This is a genomic window from Massilia cellulosiltytica (assembly GCF_047325105.1).
Classification (GTDB): Bacteria; Pseudomonadota; Gammaproteobacteria; order Burkholderiales; family Burkholderiaceae_D; genus Telluria; species Telluria orientalis.
The window spans coordinates 893,551-908,659 of the sequence record NZ_CP168562.1; the positions used below are offsets into that span (position 1 = coordinate 893,551).

Genomic DNA, 15,109 nt, shown 5'->3' on the forward strand with positions numbered 1-15,109 from the left:
GCATGGGGCGGTGCGGGTGCTATTCGACTCTACGCGCATCCGTCACGGGCGGGCGCACGGCAGTTCGTCGGACGCTCAGCGGCAGAACGCTACCGACGGGTAGCCGCAAGCGATCATCGTGCCGACGTCCGGATTTGCCAGGTAATCCAGGTGCGCCGTCACCGGGTTTTCGATCAAGCCCAGCCACGTGCTGTCGTTTGACACGAGCACGTCCGCCACGGCCACGTCCGGCGCCGTGTAGCGGGCGGCCAGCAGGCGGTAGGACAGCAAATCGTTTGGATCGGTGAACGCGACGACGGCCAGGCGCTGCAGGGTGTCCGCGCGGCGGTTGGGCTGGCGCCTGCGCAGGTCCAGGAAGCGCTGCAAGGCATCTTGCGTGGCGATCGCCCGCTGTGCCGCCGCCGACTGCTCGGCCAGGCCCAGGATGGGCAACTGGTTGCCGGCCATGAACAGCAGTCCCAGCCGGCGCGCCGCCTGCTGGCCCAGCGCCCGCGTCTGCGGTTGCCACGATTCCAGCATGGCGCTCAGGGCGTCGAACAGCATCTTGCTGCCCAGGCTTTCCGCGACGACGACGAGCGGCGCCTCGCTGTCGGGATCCTGCTCGAGCACCTGTGCGATCGTCCGCACCATTGCATCGCGGATCGCGACGTGGCTCTCGCCCTGGTAGATGACGGCGTCGGACAGGCAATCGTTCAGCAGGTTGTCCTTGACGTAGCCGTTCAGCGACGCGCGCTTCGGCTTGCATGCGCCGGCCGCGGTGCAATCCGTCGGCGTGCCGGTCATGTCGACGTCGAGCTGGTGTTTGAGCCCGGCCGTCAGCGGCGACCACACGAGGGCGTGGAAGCGGACCGTGCCGCCGGCGAGCCTGCGCGTGCGCTCGACGACTTCCACGCGCGGCGCCGCCGCGGTGCTGGCAGGTGTCGGCGCGTGCGCTTCGACGATGCCCGCGATGCGGTCGATCTGGCGCTCGGCCCAGGCCGTATCGTGGGTGCACATGCCGTGGACGAGGAGCACGTCGACGGGGCGCGTGCCGGCTTCCGCGACGCTGCTGGCAATGCCGGGAAAGGTCGCGCTGCCATGCACGACGACGGGAGGCTGGTAGGGCGTGGAGCAGGCGGCGAGGCCGGCAAGGGCGGCCAGGGCAGGCAGGAGCGACAGTCGGGTAGGCCACAGGTTGTGCCACATAAGTCGATTCTCCAGCGAAGGTGGACGATCGACTATAACGACGCGGGAGAGTGGATCAAATGACCCCAATCAATGGCACAGAAAAACAAAAAAGCCGCACACGGTGAAGTGGGCGGCTTTTTTTGAAAGAACCAGATTACTTGATCTTGGTTTCTTTGTAGACCACGTGCTTGCGAGCTTTCGGGTCGAATTTGGTGATTTCCATCTTCGCCGGCATCGTGCGCTTGTTCTTGGTCGTGGTGTAGAAGTGACCGGTACCTGCGGTCGATTCCAGTTTGATCTTGTCGCGGCCAGTTTTTGCCATGATGACTCCCTAATTAGATTTTCTCGCCGCGGGCGCGCATATCGGCCAGCACAGCGTCGATGCCGAGCTTGTCGATGACGCGCAGGCCGGCGTTCGAAATACGCAGGGAGACCCAGCGGTTTTCGGATTCTACGAAGATGCGGCGGTTCTGCAGGTTCGGCAGAAAACGACGCTTGGTTTTGTTGTTGGCGTGGGAGACGTTGTTGCCAACCATCGGACCCTTGCCAGTAACTTGGCAAACACGTGCCATAGCGCACTCCTTGAATAAACTTCCACAATCGGAAAAACGAGAGTATAGCTTGAAAACCGTCGAGTAATCAACAACTTGCGGAAAAAAATTGTTAATCAACAAATCGACTAGATTTAACAATCGTGAATTCTCGCAATGTTTGCTTCGTAAGGGCTTGTTTACACACTGTTATTCGCGCGTCCGACATGCGCAACGAGCGCCCGCAGGGCACTGGTGATCGGCGCCGCGAAGCGTGGTTCCGACGCGATCCGGTCCGGATCGACGCGGGAGCCGATGACGGGGATGCGCAGGCAGGCGTCGAGGACGAGGTCGGCCGACATCGTGCGCAGCGTCTCTTTCAGCGCCTCGTCCGCGTGGAAGGATTGATACGACGGATTCAGCACGGCGACCGGCTTCCCTGCGAACGGCGCGTGGTTCACGACCCAGTCCAGCGTGTTCTTGATGGTGCCCGTGACGCCGTGCGCGTATTCGGGACTGGCGATGAGGAGGGCGTCGGCCGCCGTGATCGCCTCCTGCAGGGCCAGCACGCCGGCAGGGATCTCGGTGCGCTCGGGACTGAACAGCGGAAAATCCAGATGGTGTTCGAAGAGGTGGATGGCGACACCGTCGGGCGCGAGGTCGCGGCAGGCGCGCAGCAGGCCGGCGCTCATCGAACGGGTGCGCTGGCTGCCGCAGAGGGCGAGGAGTTGGAGGGACATCGGCGCATATTAGCTCAGATCTGCCCATGCTCCGCGAAGGAATGCACGAGCGGCCCGGCCACGATGAAATGGTCGAGCACGCGGATGTCCACGAGACTGAGCGCCTTGACGAGGGCGCCCGTCAGGCGCAGGTCGGCCTCGCTCGGCTCCGGCAGGCCGGACGGGTGGTTGTGCGCGAGGATCACGCTGGCCGCGTTGTAGTCCAGCGCCTCGATGACGACTTCGCGCGGATACACGCTCGTCTGGGTGAGCGTGCCGCGGAACAGTTCGCGGTCGGCGATCAGGCGGTTCTTGACGTCCAGGAACAGGACGACGAACGATTCGTGGCGCTGGCCGCCCAGCTTCATGCGCAGGTAGCGCTTGACGAGGTCGGGCGAGCCGAACGCCTCGCCCGCCTGCAATTGTTCGGCGATGGCGCGGCGGGCCAGTTCCATCACGGCCTGCAACTGCGCATATTTCGCCATGCCGAGGCCGTGCACCTCGGTACAATCGTCCAGCGTCGCGCCGAACAGGCCGTGCAGCGAGCCGAAGTGTTGCAGGATGTCGCGGCCCAACTCGACCGCGCTCTTGCCGCGCACGCCCACGCGCAGCAGCAGCGCCAGCAGTTCCGGATCCGACAACGCCTGCGCCCCTTCGCGCACGAGCCGTTCGCGCGGCCGGGTCTGCTCCGGCCAGTCTTCGATTCCCATCCGACCTCCATGCAAGATCGTGCATTATTCGCGCGACGGGAACAGGGTGGTTTGGGCCTGCGCAAGCCCGGCATCGTAACGTTTTTGCAAGTGCAACAGATCGGCGACAGAAATCACGACGGCTGAGGCGGGACGGGCACAGGTGGCTTACAATAGCGGTTTGCACGTCAACCGAACACGCAACAATGTCCTCCACTAACGCTCCCGTCGTCACCGAATCGTCGTACCTGACCCTCCATTACCGTCTTGCCACCGCCGACGGCAAGGACATCGTCACGACCTTCGGCAGCACCCCGGCCACCCTGCTGCTGGGCCAGGGCCAGCTCGCCCCGTTCCTGGAGCAGCGCCTGCTCGGCCTGGCCGAAGGCACGCACACGACGTTCGACCTGACCGCCGCTGAAGGATTCGGCGAGCGCAATCCCGACCTGATCCAGGTCGTGACGAAAAAGACCCTGGACGAGAACTCGGAACCGGATGCCGATTACCAGGTCGGCGACCTCGTCGACTTCCGCGCGCCGGGCGGCGGCCGCTTTGCCGGCGTGCTGCGCGAGATGCGCGCCGACGACGCCGTGTTCGACTTCAACCACCCGCTGGCCGGCCAGCCGCTGAAGTTCGAAGTCCAGCTGATTTCCGTACTCTGACCACAGCCATCACCGAACCATGGACAACGAGATCCTGTTAGCCCAGCCGCGCGGCTTTTGCGCCGGCGTCGACCGTGCGATCGAGATCGTCGAGCGTGCCCTGCAGCAGTTCGGCGCGCCCATCTATGTGCGCCACGAAATCGTCCACAACGCCTACGTCGTCAACGACCTGCGCAACAAGGGCGCCATCTTCATCGAAGACCTGGACGACGTCCCGGCCGGCAACACGCTCGTGTTTTCCGCGCACGGCGTGTCGAAGGCCGTGCGCGAGGAAGCCGAATCGCGCGGCCTGAAGGTCTATGACGCCACCTGCCCGCTGGTCACCAAGGTGCACGTGGAAGTGGCCAAGATGCGCAAGCAGGGCGCCGAAATCGTCATGATCGGGCACGCCGGCCACCCGGAAGTCGAGGGCACGATGGGCCAGGCGGAGGAGGGCATGCACCTCGTCGAGACGGTCGACGACGTGGCTAAACTGAACGTCGGCAATCCCGACCTGCTGGCCTATGTGTCGCAGACGACCTTGTCCGTCGACGACACCGCGGAGATCATCGCCGCGCTGAAGGCCCGTTTCCCGAACATCGTGGAGCCGAAGAAGGGCGACATCTGCTACGCGACGACGAACCGCCAGGAAGCCGTGAAATTCATGGCGCCGCAGGTGGAAGTCGTGATCGTCGTCGGCAGCCCGAACAGCTCCAATTCGAACCGCCTGCGCGAAGTGGCGGAAAAGAAGGGCACGCCGGCCTACATGGTCGACAACGCCGCCGGCATCGATCCGGCCTGGATCGCCGGCAGGAAGCGCATCGGCGTCACGGCCGGCGCGTCGGCCCCGGAAGTGCTCGTGCAAGCCGTCATCGAGCGCCTGAAAGACCTGGGTGCCGCCAGCGTGCGCGCGCTCGAGGGCGTCGAAGAGAACGTCACGTTCCCGCTGCCCAAGGGCCTGGACGGCGGCAAGGCCGCGGCCTGAATCCCTCTGGTTTGAGCCAATGAACGTATTCGACCTGCGCCCGCGCTCGCCCTCCGGTTTCGACACCGTTCCGCTGGAATTCTTCCAGGATTACCCTGAACCGGGCGTCAATTTCATCGACGTGGGCTGCGTCTTCGACAACCCGACCCACTGGCAGCTCGCCATCGACGCGCTGACCGAACGCACGGCCCACCTCGACGTCGACTTCCTCCTCGCGATGGACGCGCGCGGCTTCATGCTCGCGGGCGCGCTCGCGTACCAGCGCGGCATCGGCTTCGCCATGGCGCGCAAACCGGGCAAGCTGCCGGGCGCCGCGATCGGCATCGATTACCGCCGCGAGTACGGCAGCGCCACGATCGAGATCCAGCCGGAGCGCATCAAGGGCCGGCGCGTGCTGATCGTCGACGACGTGCTGGCGACCGGCGGCACGATCGAGGCGGCGGCCACGCTGCTGCGCCGCATCGGCAAGGACGTGGTCGGCGCCGCGGCCCTGTTCGACGTCGCGTTTTTCAAGGACCAGCGCAACCTGACCATGCCGATGGTGACCCTGCGCGACGTGTGAGTCAGCCCCAAAACGTCGTCCCTGCGCAGGCAGGGACCCAAGCTTGCATGCCGTCACGCTGCACTTGGGTTCCCGCCTTCGCGGGAACGACGATTCCGATGTTATGATGACACCCGGAATTATGTTGCTTGGCTAGCGGCACTCGTACCACGGGTGCCGTTTTTGTTAGTTCGAAAGGAAACCACACAAGCATGGAAACTTTTGTCCAACAGATCCTGAACGGGCTGGTGCTGGGCAGCATGTATGCGCTCGTCGCACTCGGCTACACGATGGTCTACGGCGTGCTCAACCTGATCAACTTCGCCCACGGCGACGTGCTGATGATCGGCGCCATGGTCGGCCTGTCGATCCTGAAGCTGCTGGACGGCGTCTTCCCCGGCCTGCCCGGTGGCGTGCAACTCGCCATCGCCATCGTCGGCGCCATCCCCGTCACGATGCTCGTGAACGTCCTCATCGAACGCATCGCCTACCGCCGCCTGCGCAACGCGCCGCGCCTGGCCCCGCTGATCACCGCGATCGGCGTGTCGATCCTGCTGCAGACGTTCGCCATGATGATCTGGGGCCGCAGCCCGCTGCCGTTCCCGCAACTGCTGTCGTCCGACCCGGTCAATGTCGGCGGCGCCGTGATCTCGCACACGCAGATCCTGTTGCTCGTGCTGGCCGCCGCCGCGATGGTCGGCCTCGTGTTCCTCGTCGAGAAGACCCGCATGGGCCGCGCGATGCGCGCCGTCGCCGAGAATCCGCGCGTCGCCGGGTTGATGGGCGTGGACTCCAACCGCGTCATCGTTGCCACGTTTGCCATCGGCGCCGCGCTGGCCGCCGTCGCCGGCGTGATGTGGGGCGCGAATTACGCATCGATCCAGTTCGCGATGGGCACCGTGCCGGGCATGAAGGCGTTCTCGGCCGCGGTGCTGGGTGGCATCGGCAATATCTACGGCGCCATGATCGGTGGGATCGTCCTCGGCATCATCGAGAGCCTCGGCGCCGGCTACATCGGCGACCTGACCGGCGGCTTCCTCGGCAGCCATTACCAGGACATCTTCGCGTTCATCGTGCTGATCCTCGTGCTGACCGTGCGTCCGTCCGGCATCATGGGCGAGCGCGTGGCCGACCGCGCGTAAGGAGATCGCGCATGTCTCTCCTGACTTTCGACACCGCCAACAAGCCGCGGCAATCGTACGCCAGCATGGCCGTGCTGCTGGCCGTGATGCTCATCTTCCCGTTCGTCGCCGCGCAGTTCGGCAACTCGTGGGTGCGCATCCTCGACATGGCGCTGCTGTACATCATGCTGGCGCTGGGCCTGAACATCGTCGTGGGCTTCGCCGGCCTGCTCGACCTCGGCTATATCGCGTTCTTCGCCGTCGGCGCGTACCTGACGGGCCTGCTCGCGTCGCCGCAGTTCGCCGCGCTGCTGGAATCCATCGTGAACTACCACCCCGAACTGCAGGATGCCATCGTGCGCACCTTCGGCGAGGACGTGCGCACCAACGGTATCCATTTGTCCGTCTGGTTCGTCGTGCCGCTGGCCGGGTTGACGGCCGCGCTGTTCGGCGCGCTGCTCGGCGCCCCGACGCTGAAGCTGCGCGGCGACTACCTCGCCATCGTCACGCTGGGCTTCGGCGAGATCATCCGGATCTTCATGAACAACCTGAACGATCCGATCAATTTCACCAACGGCCCGCAAGGCATCAACCTGATCGATCCGATCCGGATCTTCGGCGTGTCGCTGGCCGGCGAGGCGGGCTCGCGCGCGACGGTGTACATCGGCGGCTTCGGCATCCCGTCCGTCAACGCCTATTACTTCCTGTTCCTGCTGCTGTGCATCGTGACGATCTTCATGACGAGCCGGTTGCAGCATTCGCGCCTGGGCCGCGCCTGGGTCGCGATCCGCGAAGACGAGATCGCCGCGAAGGCGATGGGCATCAACACCCGCAACGTCAAATTGCTCGCGTTCTCGATGGGCGCGTCGTTCGGCGGCGTGGCGGGCGCCATGTTCGCGGCTTTCCAGGGTTTTGTCTCTCCGGAATCGTTCTCGCTGACGGAATCCATCGCCGTGCTGGCGATGGTCGTGTTGGGCGGCATCGGCCACATCCCCGGCGTCGTGCTGGGCGGCGTGCTGCTGGCCGCGTTGCCGGAAGTGCTGCGCCACGTCGTCGAGCCGGCGCAGCAGGCGCTGTTCGGCAAGGTCGTCATCGAGGCCGAGGTGCTGCGCCAGCTGCTGTATGGCCTGGCCATGGTCTTGATCATGCTGAACCGTCCGGCGGGCCTGTGGCCGTCGCCGGTCAAGGAAGACCGCCCCAATGCGGCCATCGCCAAAGAGGAAGAGAGCGAGGCATGAGCAACATCCTGCTGAATATCTCCGGCGTCAATAAACGCTTCGGCGGCCTGCAGGCCCTGACGGACGTCGGCATCAAGATCATGAAAGGCCAGATCTATGGCCTGATCGGCCCGAACGGCGCCGGCAAGACGACGTTCTTCAACGTGATCACGGGCCTGTATCAACCGGACACGGGCACGTTCGAGCTGGACGGCAAGCCGTATTCGCCATCGGCGCCGCATGCCGTCGCCAAGGCGGGCATCGCGCGCACGTTCCAGAACATCCGCCTGTTCGGTGAAATGTCCGCGCTGGAAAACGTGATGGTGGGACGCCACGTGCGCACGCACCAGGGCGTGTTCGGCGCCATCTTCCGCCACGGCGCCGCGCGCCGGGAAGAGGCCGCGATCCGCGCCCGCGCGCAGGAGTTGCTGGACTTCGTCGGCATCGGGCAATTTTCCCAGCGCACGGCGCGCTTCCTGTCGTACGGCGACCAGCGCCGCCTGGAAATCGCCCGCGCGCTGGCGACGGAACCGAAGCTGCTCGCGCTGGACGAACCCGCGGCCGGCATGAATGCGACGGAAAAGGTCGCGCTGCGCGAGCTGCTGGTCAAGATCCAGGGCGCGGGCATCACGATCCTGCTGATCGAACACGACGTGAAACTCATGATGGGGCTGTGCGATCGCATCTCGGTGCTGGAGTACGGCAAGCTGATCGCGGAAGGGCTGCCGGCCGAGATCCAGAAGAACCAGGCCGTCATCGAGGCCTATCTCGGAGGTGCCGCTTGAAGCCCGATAACGTTCTGAAAATTTCGGGCCTGAAGGTGGCGTATGGCGGCATCAAGGCCGTCAAGGGCATCGACCTGGAGGTCAACCGTGGCGAACTCGTCACGCTGATCGGCGCCAACGGCGCGGGCAAGACGACCACGCTGAAAGCCATCACGGGCACGCTCCCACCGTGCAAGGTGGAAGGCACGATCGCCTATCTCGGCCAGGCGCTGAACGCGACGCAGCACGCCACCAAGTCGTTCAAGCTCGTCGAGCAGAAGCTCGCGATGGTGCCGGAAGGCCGCGGCGTGTTCACGCGCATGACCATCCACGAAAACCTGCTGATGGGCGCGTACACGCGCAACGACAAGGCGGCGATCGAGACCGACATCGAGAAGTGGTACACGGTGTTCCCGCGCCTGAAGGAGCGGTCCGCCCAGCTGGCCGGCACGCTGTCCGGCGGCGAGCAGCAGATGCTGGCGATGGCGCGCGCGCTGATGTGCCATCCCACGCTGCTGTTGCTGGACGAGCCGTCGATGGGTCTCGCGCCGATCATGGTCGAGAAGATCTTCGAGGTGATCCGCGACGTGTCGAAGCAGGGCATCACCGTCCTGCTCGTGGAACAGAACGCGAAGCTGGCGTTGCAGGCGGCGCACCGGGCTTACGTGATGGAGTCGGGTGCGATCACCATGACGGGGAATGCGCAGGATATGCTGCATGATCCGCGGGTGCAGGCGGCGTACCTGGGCGAATAATCGGTACACGTCGTCCCCGCGGAAGCGGGGACCCATGCTGAGCTGATCCAGGACGCTCGGTATGGATTCCCGCTTCCGCGGGAATGACGAACTAAAACAAACGGCCCGGAACCGCTTGCGCGGTCCGGGCCGTTCGGCTTCCTGGGAGGAGGAAGCAGCGCTGTGTGATTGTTACAGCTTAGGCAGCAGCAGCCGAGTTGGCGGCAGCGCCAGCCTTGCGGGTGGCTTGCGTGAACTGCGACACGGCGGCGTTCAGGTTCGATTCGATCGCCTCGACAGCCTGCTTGGTCGTCTTGGTGAACTGCTCGTAGCCGGCGTTGGCGTTGCTGATGGCGGTTTTCAGGGCCGAGACATAGGTCTCCGAACCGGCCGGGGCGTTCTTGGTCACTTCGTCGACCAGCGAGATCACCTTGCGGTTGACTTCGGCGAACTGGCTTTCGGCGGCTTTCGAGAATTCGGCGCCGGTGTCGGCGGCGATCGATGCCACCTGGCGGCTGTAGGCCAGGGCTTTTTCAGCAGCCGGTTGGGCTTGCGAAGCCGACACGGCGAAGAATTCCTGGGCATCCTTGACAGCCAGCAGCTGACGCGTGGTTGCCGACGAGTCTTCGAGGGCGGCCTTGACGGTGTTGATGTTCAGGTCCACCAGCTTTTCCACGCCTTCGAAAGTCTTGGAGGTCAGGGCCGAAAACAGGGCGAACTGGGATTCGAGGTTGGCTTTGGTCGCGTTCGAAAACTGCTCAGGGAATGCAAACATATGGTTCTCCAGTAATGGATCGTTATGAACTTTTGCTTTTCAGGTGTCTTGGGACACCTGCATGGACCAGTGAAGCGGTGAAACAGGGAAAAACTCGGGACTGCTGGTAAAGCGCGTTGATTGTGCGCCGCAACATGAAGCCATTTTTCCCGGTTTTCGATTATGCGTCAAGCACTTTTGATGCGTCGCACAATTCAACCGCACTCTCTTGAGTAAGATCAATGGATACAAACGTTTGCGCCGTATTTGTTTGCGCCGTTACAACACTTTAGTGCTTTGCAGCAAGCGCAAACGGGTAAGGTCAGCCATGTTAGACTTGCCGGATGATCATTAGACCGATGCCGCTGTTTTTCGTTGTTCTCTGGAGCACCGGTTTCATCGCCGCGAAATACGGCTTGCCGTATGCGCCGCCGATGTCCTTCCTCATCCTGCGCTGCCTGGGTGCCGTCCTGATCCTGTTGCCCGTCGTGCTGTTGACGGGGGCCGCCTGGCCGCGCGGGCGCATTCGCCACGTGGCATTCGCCGGGCTGTTGCTGCAGGCAGGTTACCTGGGCGGTGTGTGGGGCGCGATCAAGCTTGGCATGCCGGCCGGGCTGTCCGCGCTGATCGTGGGCATGCAGCCGATCCTGACGGCCATCGCCGCGCCATTGATCGGCGAAAAGGTCCGGCCGCGCCAATGGCTGGGGCTGGGACTCGGGCTGTGCGGCGTCGGCCTCGTCGTGGCCGCGAAGATCCACCTGAACGGACTGGCCCCTGGTGCGATCGCGTTGTGCGTGCTGGCGCTGCTGTCGATCACGGCGGGGACGATGTACCAGAAGCGTTTCTGTCCGACATTCGACCTGCGCACCGGCACGGTGATCCAGTACGCGACGTCCGCGCTCGCGCTGCTGCCGTTCGCGGTGCTGCTGGAAGACTTCGGACCGCGCATGGAAAACATCCAGTGGACGCCGCAATTCCTGGGGGCGCTGCTGTGGGCGATCCTGGCGCTGTCGATCGGCGCCATCTTCCTGCTGTTCCGCCTCATCAGCCGCAACGACGCGACCCGCGTGACGAGTCTGCTGTACCTGACGCCGCCCACCACCGCCCTGATGGCCTGGCTGATGTTCGGCGAGAAGCTCGGCATGCTCGGCCTGGCCGGGATGGTCGTCGCGGTGCTGGGCGTCGCATTCGTCGTCAAAAAATAGAAGGAGGCAGCATGATCAGCAACGAACAACAACGCGCGGTGGACGCCGCCATCACCTCGCGGCGTTCGATCCGCGCGTACCTGGAGACGCCGGTCGCGCGCGAGGATATCGAAGCCATCCTGGAAGTGGCGGCACGGGCGCCGTCCGGCACGAACACGCAGCCGTGGAAAGTCCACGTGCTGACGGGCGCCGCGAAGGCGCGTCTCTCCGACCGCATCCTGGCGGCCTACGCGGACCCGGCGCAGAACCGGGAACACGTCGAGGAGTACGCGTACTACCCGCGCGAGTGGGTGTCGCCGTTCGTCGACCGGCGCCGCAAGGTCGGCTGGGATTTATATGCGCTGCTGGGCCTCACGCGCGACAACAAGACCGGCATGGCGGCCCAGCACGGCCGCAACTACCGCTTCTTCGACGCGCCCGTCGGCATGATCTTCACCATCGACCGCGTCATGGAGCAGGGCTCCTGGCTCGACTACGGCATGTTCCTGCAGAACATCATGGTCGCCGCGCGCGGCCGCGGCCTCGACACGTGCCCGCAGGCCGCGTTCACGCAATTCCACCGCATCATTTCCGACGAGCTTGGTCTGCCCGAAAACGAGATGATCGTGTGCGGCATGGCGCTCGGATTTGCCGACCTCGACAAGGTGGAAAATACGTTGGTCACGGAGCGCGAGCCGGTGTCGTCGTTCGCCCGTTTCCTGGACTAGCACGCTATACTTGTCTTCGCAAGCTATTGAAAAACCAAGAGATTTCTACAACGCATCTCGTTTTGCGTTGTAGAAAAAAATGGGCGTAGATGGTACAGTCGTCGGGTGCGCACTTGCGCTCCCTACGTCATCCGCTACACTGCATTTAGTGCTCTTCAGTTCGCGTTCAAGGATTTTCAGATGCTTAAGCTCGCGTTGGCAGCCGCCATTTCCATGATGTTCGTGCTCGAACCCGCCGCAGCCGCGACCAAGCACAAGGGGCATGCGGCCGCGACGAAGCGCGTCAAGGCCAAGCGCACCAACCTGGCCAAGGTCATCGCCGACGACAACCGCAAGCGCATGGTGCGCCGTATCGAGATGGTCCATGGCAAGCGCCGCGTCGTCTATCAGCGCGTCCGCCGCGCCGCGCCGGCCGTCGCCATGCTCAGCGCGGGCGATATCGCCGGCCTGAGCCGCACGCATGATCCGCTCGACCTGCGCTCGAACGTCGCGTACGTGCTGGACCAGCAGAGCTCGGAAGTGCTGTTCGAAAAGAATGCCGCCGTCGCGCTGCCGATCGCTTCCATCACCAAGCTGATGACGGGCCTGCTCGTCGTCGAGGCCCGGCAAGACCTGGACGAAGTGCTGACGATTACCGAGGCCGACGTCGACCGTCACAAATTCACCAGCTCGCGCCTGCCCGTCGGCGCGCGCATGACGCGCGGTAACCTGCTGCATATCGCACTGATGAGCTCGGAGAACCGCGCCGCCGCCGCGCTGGGCCGCAATTATCCGGGCGGGATCAATGCCTTCGTCGATGCGATGAATGCGAAGGCGCGCGAACTCGGCATGAACGACACGCATTACGTGGATTCGAGCGGCCTGTCGAGCCAGAACATTTCCAGCGCGCGCGACCTGGCCAAGCTTGTCAAAGTGGCGCACCAGGAGCCGCTGCTGCGCCAGTACACGACGGATCCGAACTACGTCGTCCAGGCGAGCGGCCGGGCGCTGCAGTACCACAACACCAACTACCTCGTCGCGTCGCCCGACTGGAACATCGGCCTGCAGAAGACGGGATTCATCAACGAAGCAGGGCGCTGCCTCGTGATGCAGGCCATGATCCAGGGCCGCAACGTGATCATGGTGTTCCTCGATTCGAAGGGCAAGCAGTCGCGCACGGCGGATGCGGGCCGCATGCGCCGCTGGCTCGAAGCGCTCAAGCCGGCCAGCGTGCCGGCCAGTATGTCGGGCACAGCGGCTGCGGGTGTGCCCGTCACCGTGTCGGCGGCGGTGCCGGCGTCGGTGTCGTCCGCAGCGACCGCGCCGGTCGTTCAGTAAGGGTCAGCTCGTCCCACCGACACGGTGGCCCAGGGTCGCGGAAATCTGCGCCGCCGTGTTCACCAGATCTTCCAGCCAGTCGTCCTGCAGGCGGTCCGCCGGCGCCGAAATCGACAGGCCCGCGACCAGCTTGCCGCTGTCGTCGTGGATGCCGGCGGCCATGCAGCGCACGCCCAGTTCCAGTTCCTCGTTGTCGCGCGCATAGCCGCGGGCGCGCACGAGCGACAGTTCGCGCTCCAGGCGCGTCAGGTCCGTGATCGAATTCTTGTTGTGGCCCGCGAGGCCCGTGCGCGTGGCATACGCGCGGATTGCCTTCGGCTCGTCGATCGACAGGAACAGCTTGCCGGTCGACGTCAGGTGCAGCGGACCGCGGCCGCCGATCGCGCGCACGACCTGCATGCCGGAACGCTCGGAGAAGGCGCGGTCGATGTAGACGATCTCGTCGCCCTGGCGCACCGACAGGTTGACCGTCTGCTTGGTCTTGTTGTGCAGCGCCCGCATCAGGTCGACGGCCGCTTCGCGCACGGACAGCCGGCTCTTGACCACGTTGCCCAGTTCGAGCAGCCGCATGCCGAGGCGGTAGGTGCCCGGTTCCACGCGGTCGACGAAACGCGTCACGACCATGTCGTTCAGGATGCGGTGCGCCGTCGACGGGTGCAGGCCCGACACCTTCGACAACTCTTTCAGGCTCACGGGGTCGGGATAACTGGCCAGTACGTCGAGCAGCGCCACCATGCGCTCGATCACCTGGATGGACGTCTTCGCCGGTTCAGGGGTTTCCATTTTCATGATGTGGTTGGTGCAGTGCGGTATATTTCTCTACTTTATACCATAATGTGAAAATATTAGGTAATGATGTTGCGTAGGGGCCGAGCTGTGTGGGCATAATGGCGTTTCTGTACAGATTGTCGAACATACATGGATCAACCGAGCAGCGAGTTCAAGAGTAAGGGCGGCCTGGGCCGTATTGCGGGCGCGTTCCGCTATTCGATGCAGGGCTTCCAGACTGCCTGGAAGAACGAGCACGCGTTCCGGCAGGAGGTGATGGTCGCGGTACCGCTCACCGTCGTCGCGCTGCTGCTGAAGGTGTCGGCGTTCCAGAAGCTGGCGCTGATCGCCGTGCTCGGGCTCGTGCTGCTCGTGGAGCTGATCAATGCGGCCATCGAGGCCGTGGTCGACCGCGTGTCGCTGGAGCGCCATCCGCTGTCCAAGGCCGCCAAGGACCTGGGCAGCGCGGCGGTGGCGCTGGCGATCACGATGGCGGGCGCGACCTGGGCCGTCGTCCTGTACAACCGCTTTTTCTGACGTACCCTCTCACACTAAGGAGAACAACATGACTTTACGCCTGGGCGACACGGCTCCGGATTTCGAACAGGATTCCACCATCGGCCGCATCCGCTTCCACGAGTGGGCGGGCGATTCGTGGGTGGTGCTGTTCTCGCACCCGGCCGACTTCACGCCGGTGTGCACCACCGAGCTGGGCCTGACCGCGAAACTGAAGCCGGAATTCGACAAGCGCAACGTCAAGGCGATCGCGCTGTCCGTCGACCCGGCCGAGCAGCACAAGGCATGGATCAAGGATATCGAGGAAACCCAGCAGACCGTCGTCGGCTTCCCGATCATCGCCGATGCCGATAAATCCGTCTCGCAGCTGTACGACATGATCCACCCGAACCAGTCGGCCACCGCGACCGTGCGCTCGCTGTTCGTGATCGATCCGGCCAAGAAAATCCGCCTGACCATCACCTACCCGATGAGCACCGGCCGCAACTTCGACGAAGTGCTGCGCGTGATCGACGCCCTGCAGCTGACCGACGGCTACACCGTCGCGACGCCGGGCAACTGGAAGGATGGCGATGACGTGATCATCCCGCTGACCATTCAGGATCCGGAGCAGCTCAAGCAGAAATATCCGAAGGGTTTCAACGCGCCGAAGCCGTATCTGCGCCTGACCCCGCAGCCGAACAAGTAAGCCGGCACATCGCAGGCCGCATAAGCAAATAAGGAACGTGTTGTTT

Annotated in this window: 19 protein-coding genes; 12 read left to right on the forward strand and 7 right to left on the reverse strand. The window is 64.1% G+C overall.

Annotated elements, in window-relative coordinates:
- Nucleotides 1–75 precede the first annotated feature (75 nt).
- The 5 genes from ACEN9H_RS03930 to radC all read right to left on the reverse strand — a co-directional run bounded on the left by ACEN9H_RS03930 (nt 76) and on the right by radC (nt 3,126).
- Complete coding sequence (locus tag ACEN9H_RS03930) at nt 76–1,185, reverse strand: hypothetical protein (protein ID WP_413673860.1); 1,110 nt, start codon at nt 1,183–1,185, stop codon at nt 76–78.
- A 136-nt stretch (nt 1,186–1,321) separates the two neighbouring features.
- Complete coding sequence (rpmG, locus tag ACEN9H_RS03935) at nt 1,322–1,489, reverse strand: 50S ribosomal protein L33 (RefSeq protein ID WP_029755886.1); 168 nt, start codon at nt 1,487–1,489, stop codon at nt 1,322–1,324.
- Nucleotides 1,490–1,502: 13 nt separating this feature from the next.
- A complete protein-coding gene (gene rpmB, locus ACEN9H_RS03940) occupies nt 1,503–1,739 on the reverse strand; it encodes a 50S ribosomal protein L28 (RefSeq protein ID WP_025511730.1) in 237 nt (78 codons plus the stop codon).
- A 158-nt stretch (nt 1,740–1,897) separates the two neighbouring features.
- Nucleotides 1,898–2,437, reverse strand: a complete 540-nt coding sequence (locus tag ACEN9H_RS03945) for an NADPH-dependent FMN reductase (protein ID WP_413673861.1) — start codon at nt 2,435–2,437, stop codon at nt 1,898–1,900.
- A 14-nt stretch (nt 2,438–2,451) separates the two neighbouring features.
- Nucleotides 2,452–3,126 (reverse strand): RadC family protein, encoded by a 675-nt coding sequence (radC, locus tag ACEN9H_RS03950; RefSeq protein ID WP_413673862.1) that lies wholly within the window; start codon nt 3,124–3,126, stop codon nt 2,452–2,454.
- A gap of 185 nt (nt 3,127–3,311) precedes the next feature.
- On the opposite strand from radC, the gene ACEN9H_RS03955 reads away from it, so the two are divergent.
- The 7 genes from ACEN9H_RS03955 to ACEN9H_RS03985 all read left to right on the forward strand — a co-directional run bounded on the left by ACEN9H_RS03955 (nt 3,312) and on the right by ACEN9H_RS03985 (nt 9,129).
- Nucleotides 3,312–3,767: an FKBP-type peptidyl-prolyl cis-trans isomerase gene (locus tag ACEN9H_RS03955; RefSeq protein ID WP_056136090.1), complete on the forward strand. Its 456-nt coding sequence runs from the start codon at nt 3,312–3,314 to the stop codon at nt 3,765–3,767.
- A gap of 19 nt (nt 3,768–3,786) precedes the next feature.
- The gene (gene ispH / locus ACEN9H_RS03960) at nt 3,787–4,731 is read left to right on the forward strand and encodes a 4-hydroxy-3-methylbut-2-enyl diphosphate reductase (protein WP_056136093.1); all 945 of its coding nucleotides are present in this window, start codon (nt 3,787–3,789) and stop codon (nt 4,729–4,731) included.
- Nucleotides 4,732–4,750: 19 nt separating this feature from the next.
- Entirely contained in the window at nt 4,751–5,293 is a 543-nt protein-coding gene (locus ACEN9H_RS03965) for an adenine phosphoribosyltransferase (protein ID WP_413673863.1), read from the forward strand.
- Nucleotides 5,294–5,484: 191 nt separating this feature from the next.
- Nucleotides 5,485–6,414, forward strand: coding sequence for a branched-chain amino acid ABC transporter permease (locus ACEN9H_RS03970; protein ID WP_056136098.1), 930 nt, complete (start codon nt 5,485–5,487; stop codon nt 6,412–6,414).
- Nucleotides 6,415–6,425: 11 nt separating this feature from the next.
- Nucleotides 6,426–7,631 carry an ABC transporter permease subunit gene (locus ACEN9H_RS03975; RefSeq protein ID WP_160409123.1) on the forward strand — a complete coding sequence of 402 codons (1,206 nt, stop codon included), beginning with the start codon at nt 6,426–6,428 and terminating at the stop codon, nt 7,629–7,631.
- Nucleotides 7,628–8,395, forward strand: coding sequence for an ABC transporter ATP-binding protein (locus ACEN9H_RS03980; protein ID WP_056136101.1), 768 nt, complete (start codon nt 7,628–7,630; stop codon nt 8,393–8,395). Before ACEN9H_RS03975 ends, ACEN9H_RS03980 begins: the two co-directional genes overlap by 4 nt.
- Nucleotides 8,392–9,129 (forward strand): ABC transporter ATP-binding protein, encoded by a 738-nt coding sequence (locus tag ACEN9H_RS03985; RefSeq protein ID WP_413673864.1) that lies wholly within the window; start codon nt 8,392–8,394, stop codon nt 9,127–9,129. Before ACEN9H_RS03980 ends, ACEN9H_RS03985 begins: the two co-directional genes overlap by 4 nt.
- 178 nt (nt 9,130–9,307) lie before the next feature.
- Here ACEN9H_RS03985 and phaP read toward each other — a convergent pair whose 3' ends face one another.
- Entirely contained in the window at nt 9,308–9,883 is a 576-nt protein-coding gene (gene phaP, locus ACEN9H_RS03990; protein WP_025511745.1) for a TIGR01841 family phasin, read from the reverse strand.
- A gap of 338 nt (nt 9,884–10,221) precedes the next feature.
- On the opposite strand from phaP, the gene ACEN9H_RS03995 reads away from it, so the two are divergent.
- From ACEN9H_RS03995 to pbpG, 3 genes are all read left to right on the forward strand, one after another.
- On the forward strand, nt 10,222–11,067 hold the full coding sequence (locus ACEN9H_RS03995) for a DMT family transporter (RefSeq protein WP_413673865.1): 846 nt from the start codon (nt 10,222–10,224) through the stop codon (nt 11,065–11,067).
- Nucleotides 11,068–11,078: 11 nt separating this feature from the next.
- Nucleotides 11,079–11,774, forward strand: coding sequence for a nitroreductase (locus ACEN9H_RS04000; protein ID WP_371767865.1), 696 nt, complete (start codon nt 11,079–11,081; stop codon nt 11,772–11,774).
- 180 nt (nt 11,775–11,954) lie between these two features.
- The gene (gene pbpG / locus ACEN9H_RS04005) at nt 11,955–13,091 is read left to right on the forward strand and encodes a D-alanyl-D-alanine endopeptidase (protein WP_413673866.1); all 1,137 of its coding nucleotides are present in this window, start codon (nt 11,955–11,957) and stop codon (nt 13,089–13,091) included.
- 3 nt (nt 13,092–13,094) lie between these two features.
- On the opposite strand, the gene ACEN9H_RS04010 is transcribed toward pbpG, so the two are convergent.
- On the reverse strand, nt 13,095–13,880 hold the full coding sequence (locus ACEN9H_RS04010) for an IclR family transcriptional regulator (protein WP_056328423.1): 786 nt from the start codon (nt 13,878–13,880) through the stop codon (nt 13,095–13,097).
- Between the two features lie 129 nt (nt 13,881–14,009).
- On the opposite strand from ACEN9H_RS04010, the gene ACEN9H_RS04015 reads away from it, so the two are divergent.
- Together ACEN9H_RS04015 and ACEN9H_RS04020 are read left to right on the forward strand one after the other, a co-directional pair.
- Entirely contained in the window at nt 14,010–14,396 is a 387-nt protein-coding gene (locus ACEN9H_RS04015) for a diacylglycerol kinase (protein ID WP_056328425.1), read from the forward strand.
- 28 nt (nt 14,397–14,424) lie between these two features.
- The gene (locus tag ACEN9H_RS04020; protein WP_056136114.1) at nt 14,425–15,063 is read left to right on the forward strand and encodes a peroxiredoxin; all 639 of its coding nucleotides are present in this window, start codon (nt 14,425–14,427) and stop codon (nt 15,061–15,063) included.
- Nucleotides 15,064–15,109 lie beyond the last annotated feature (46 nt).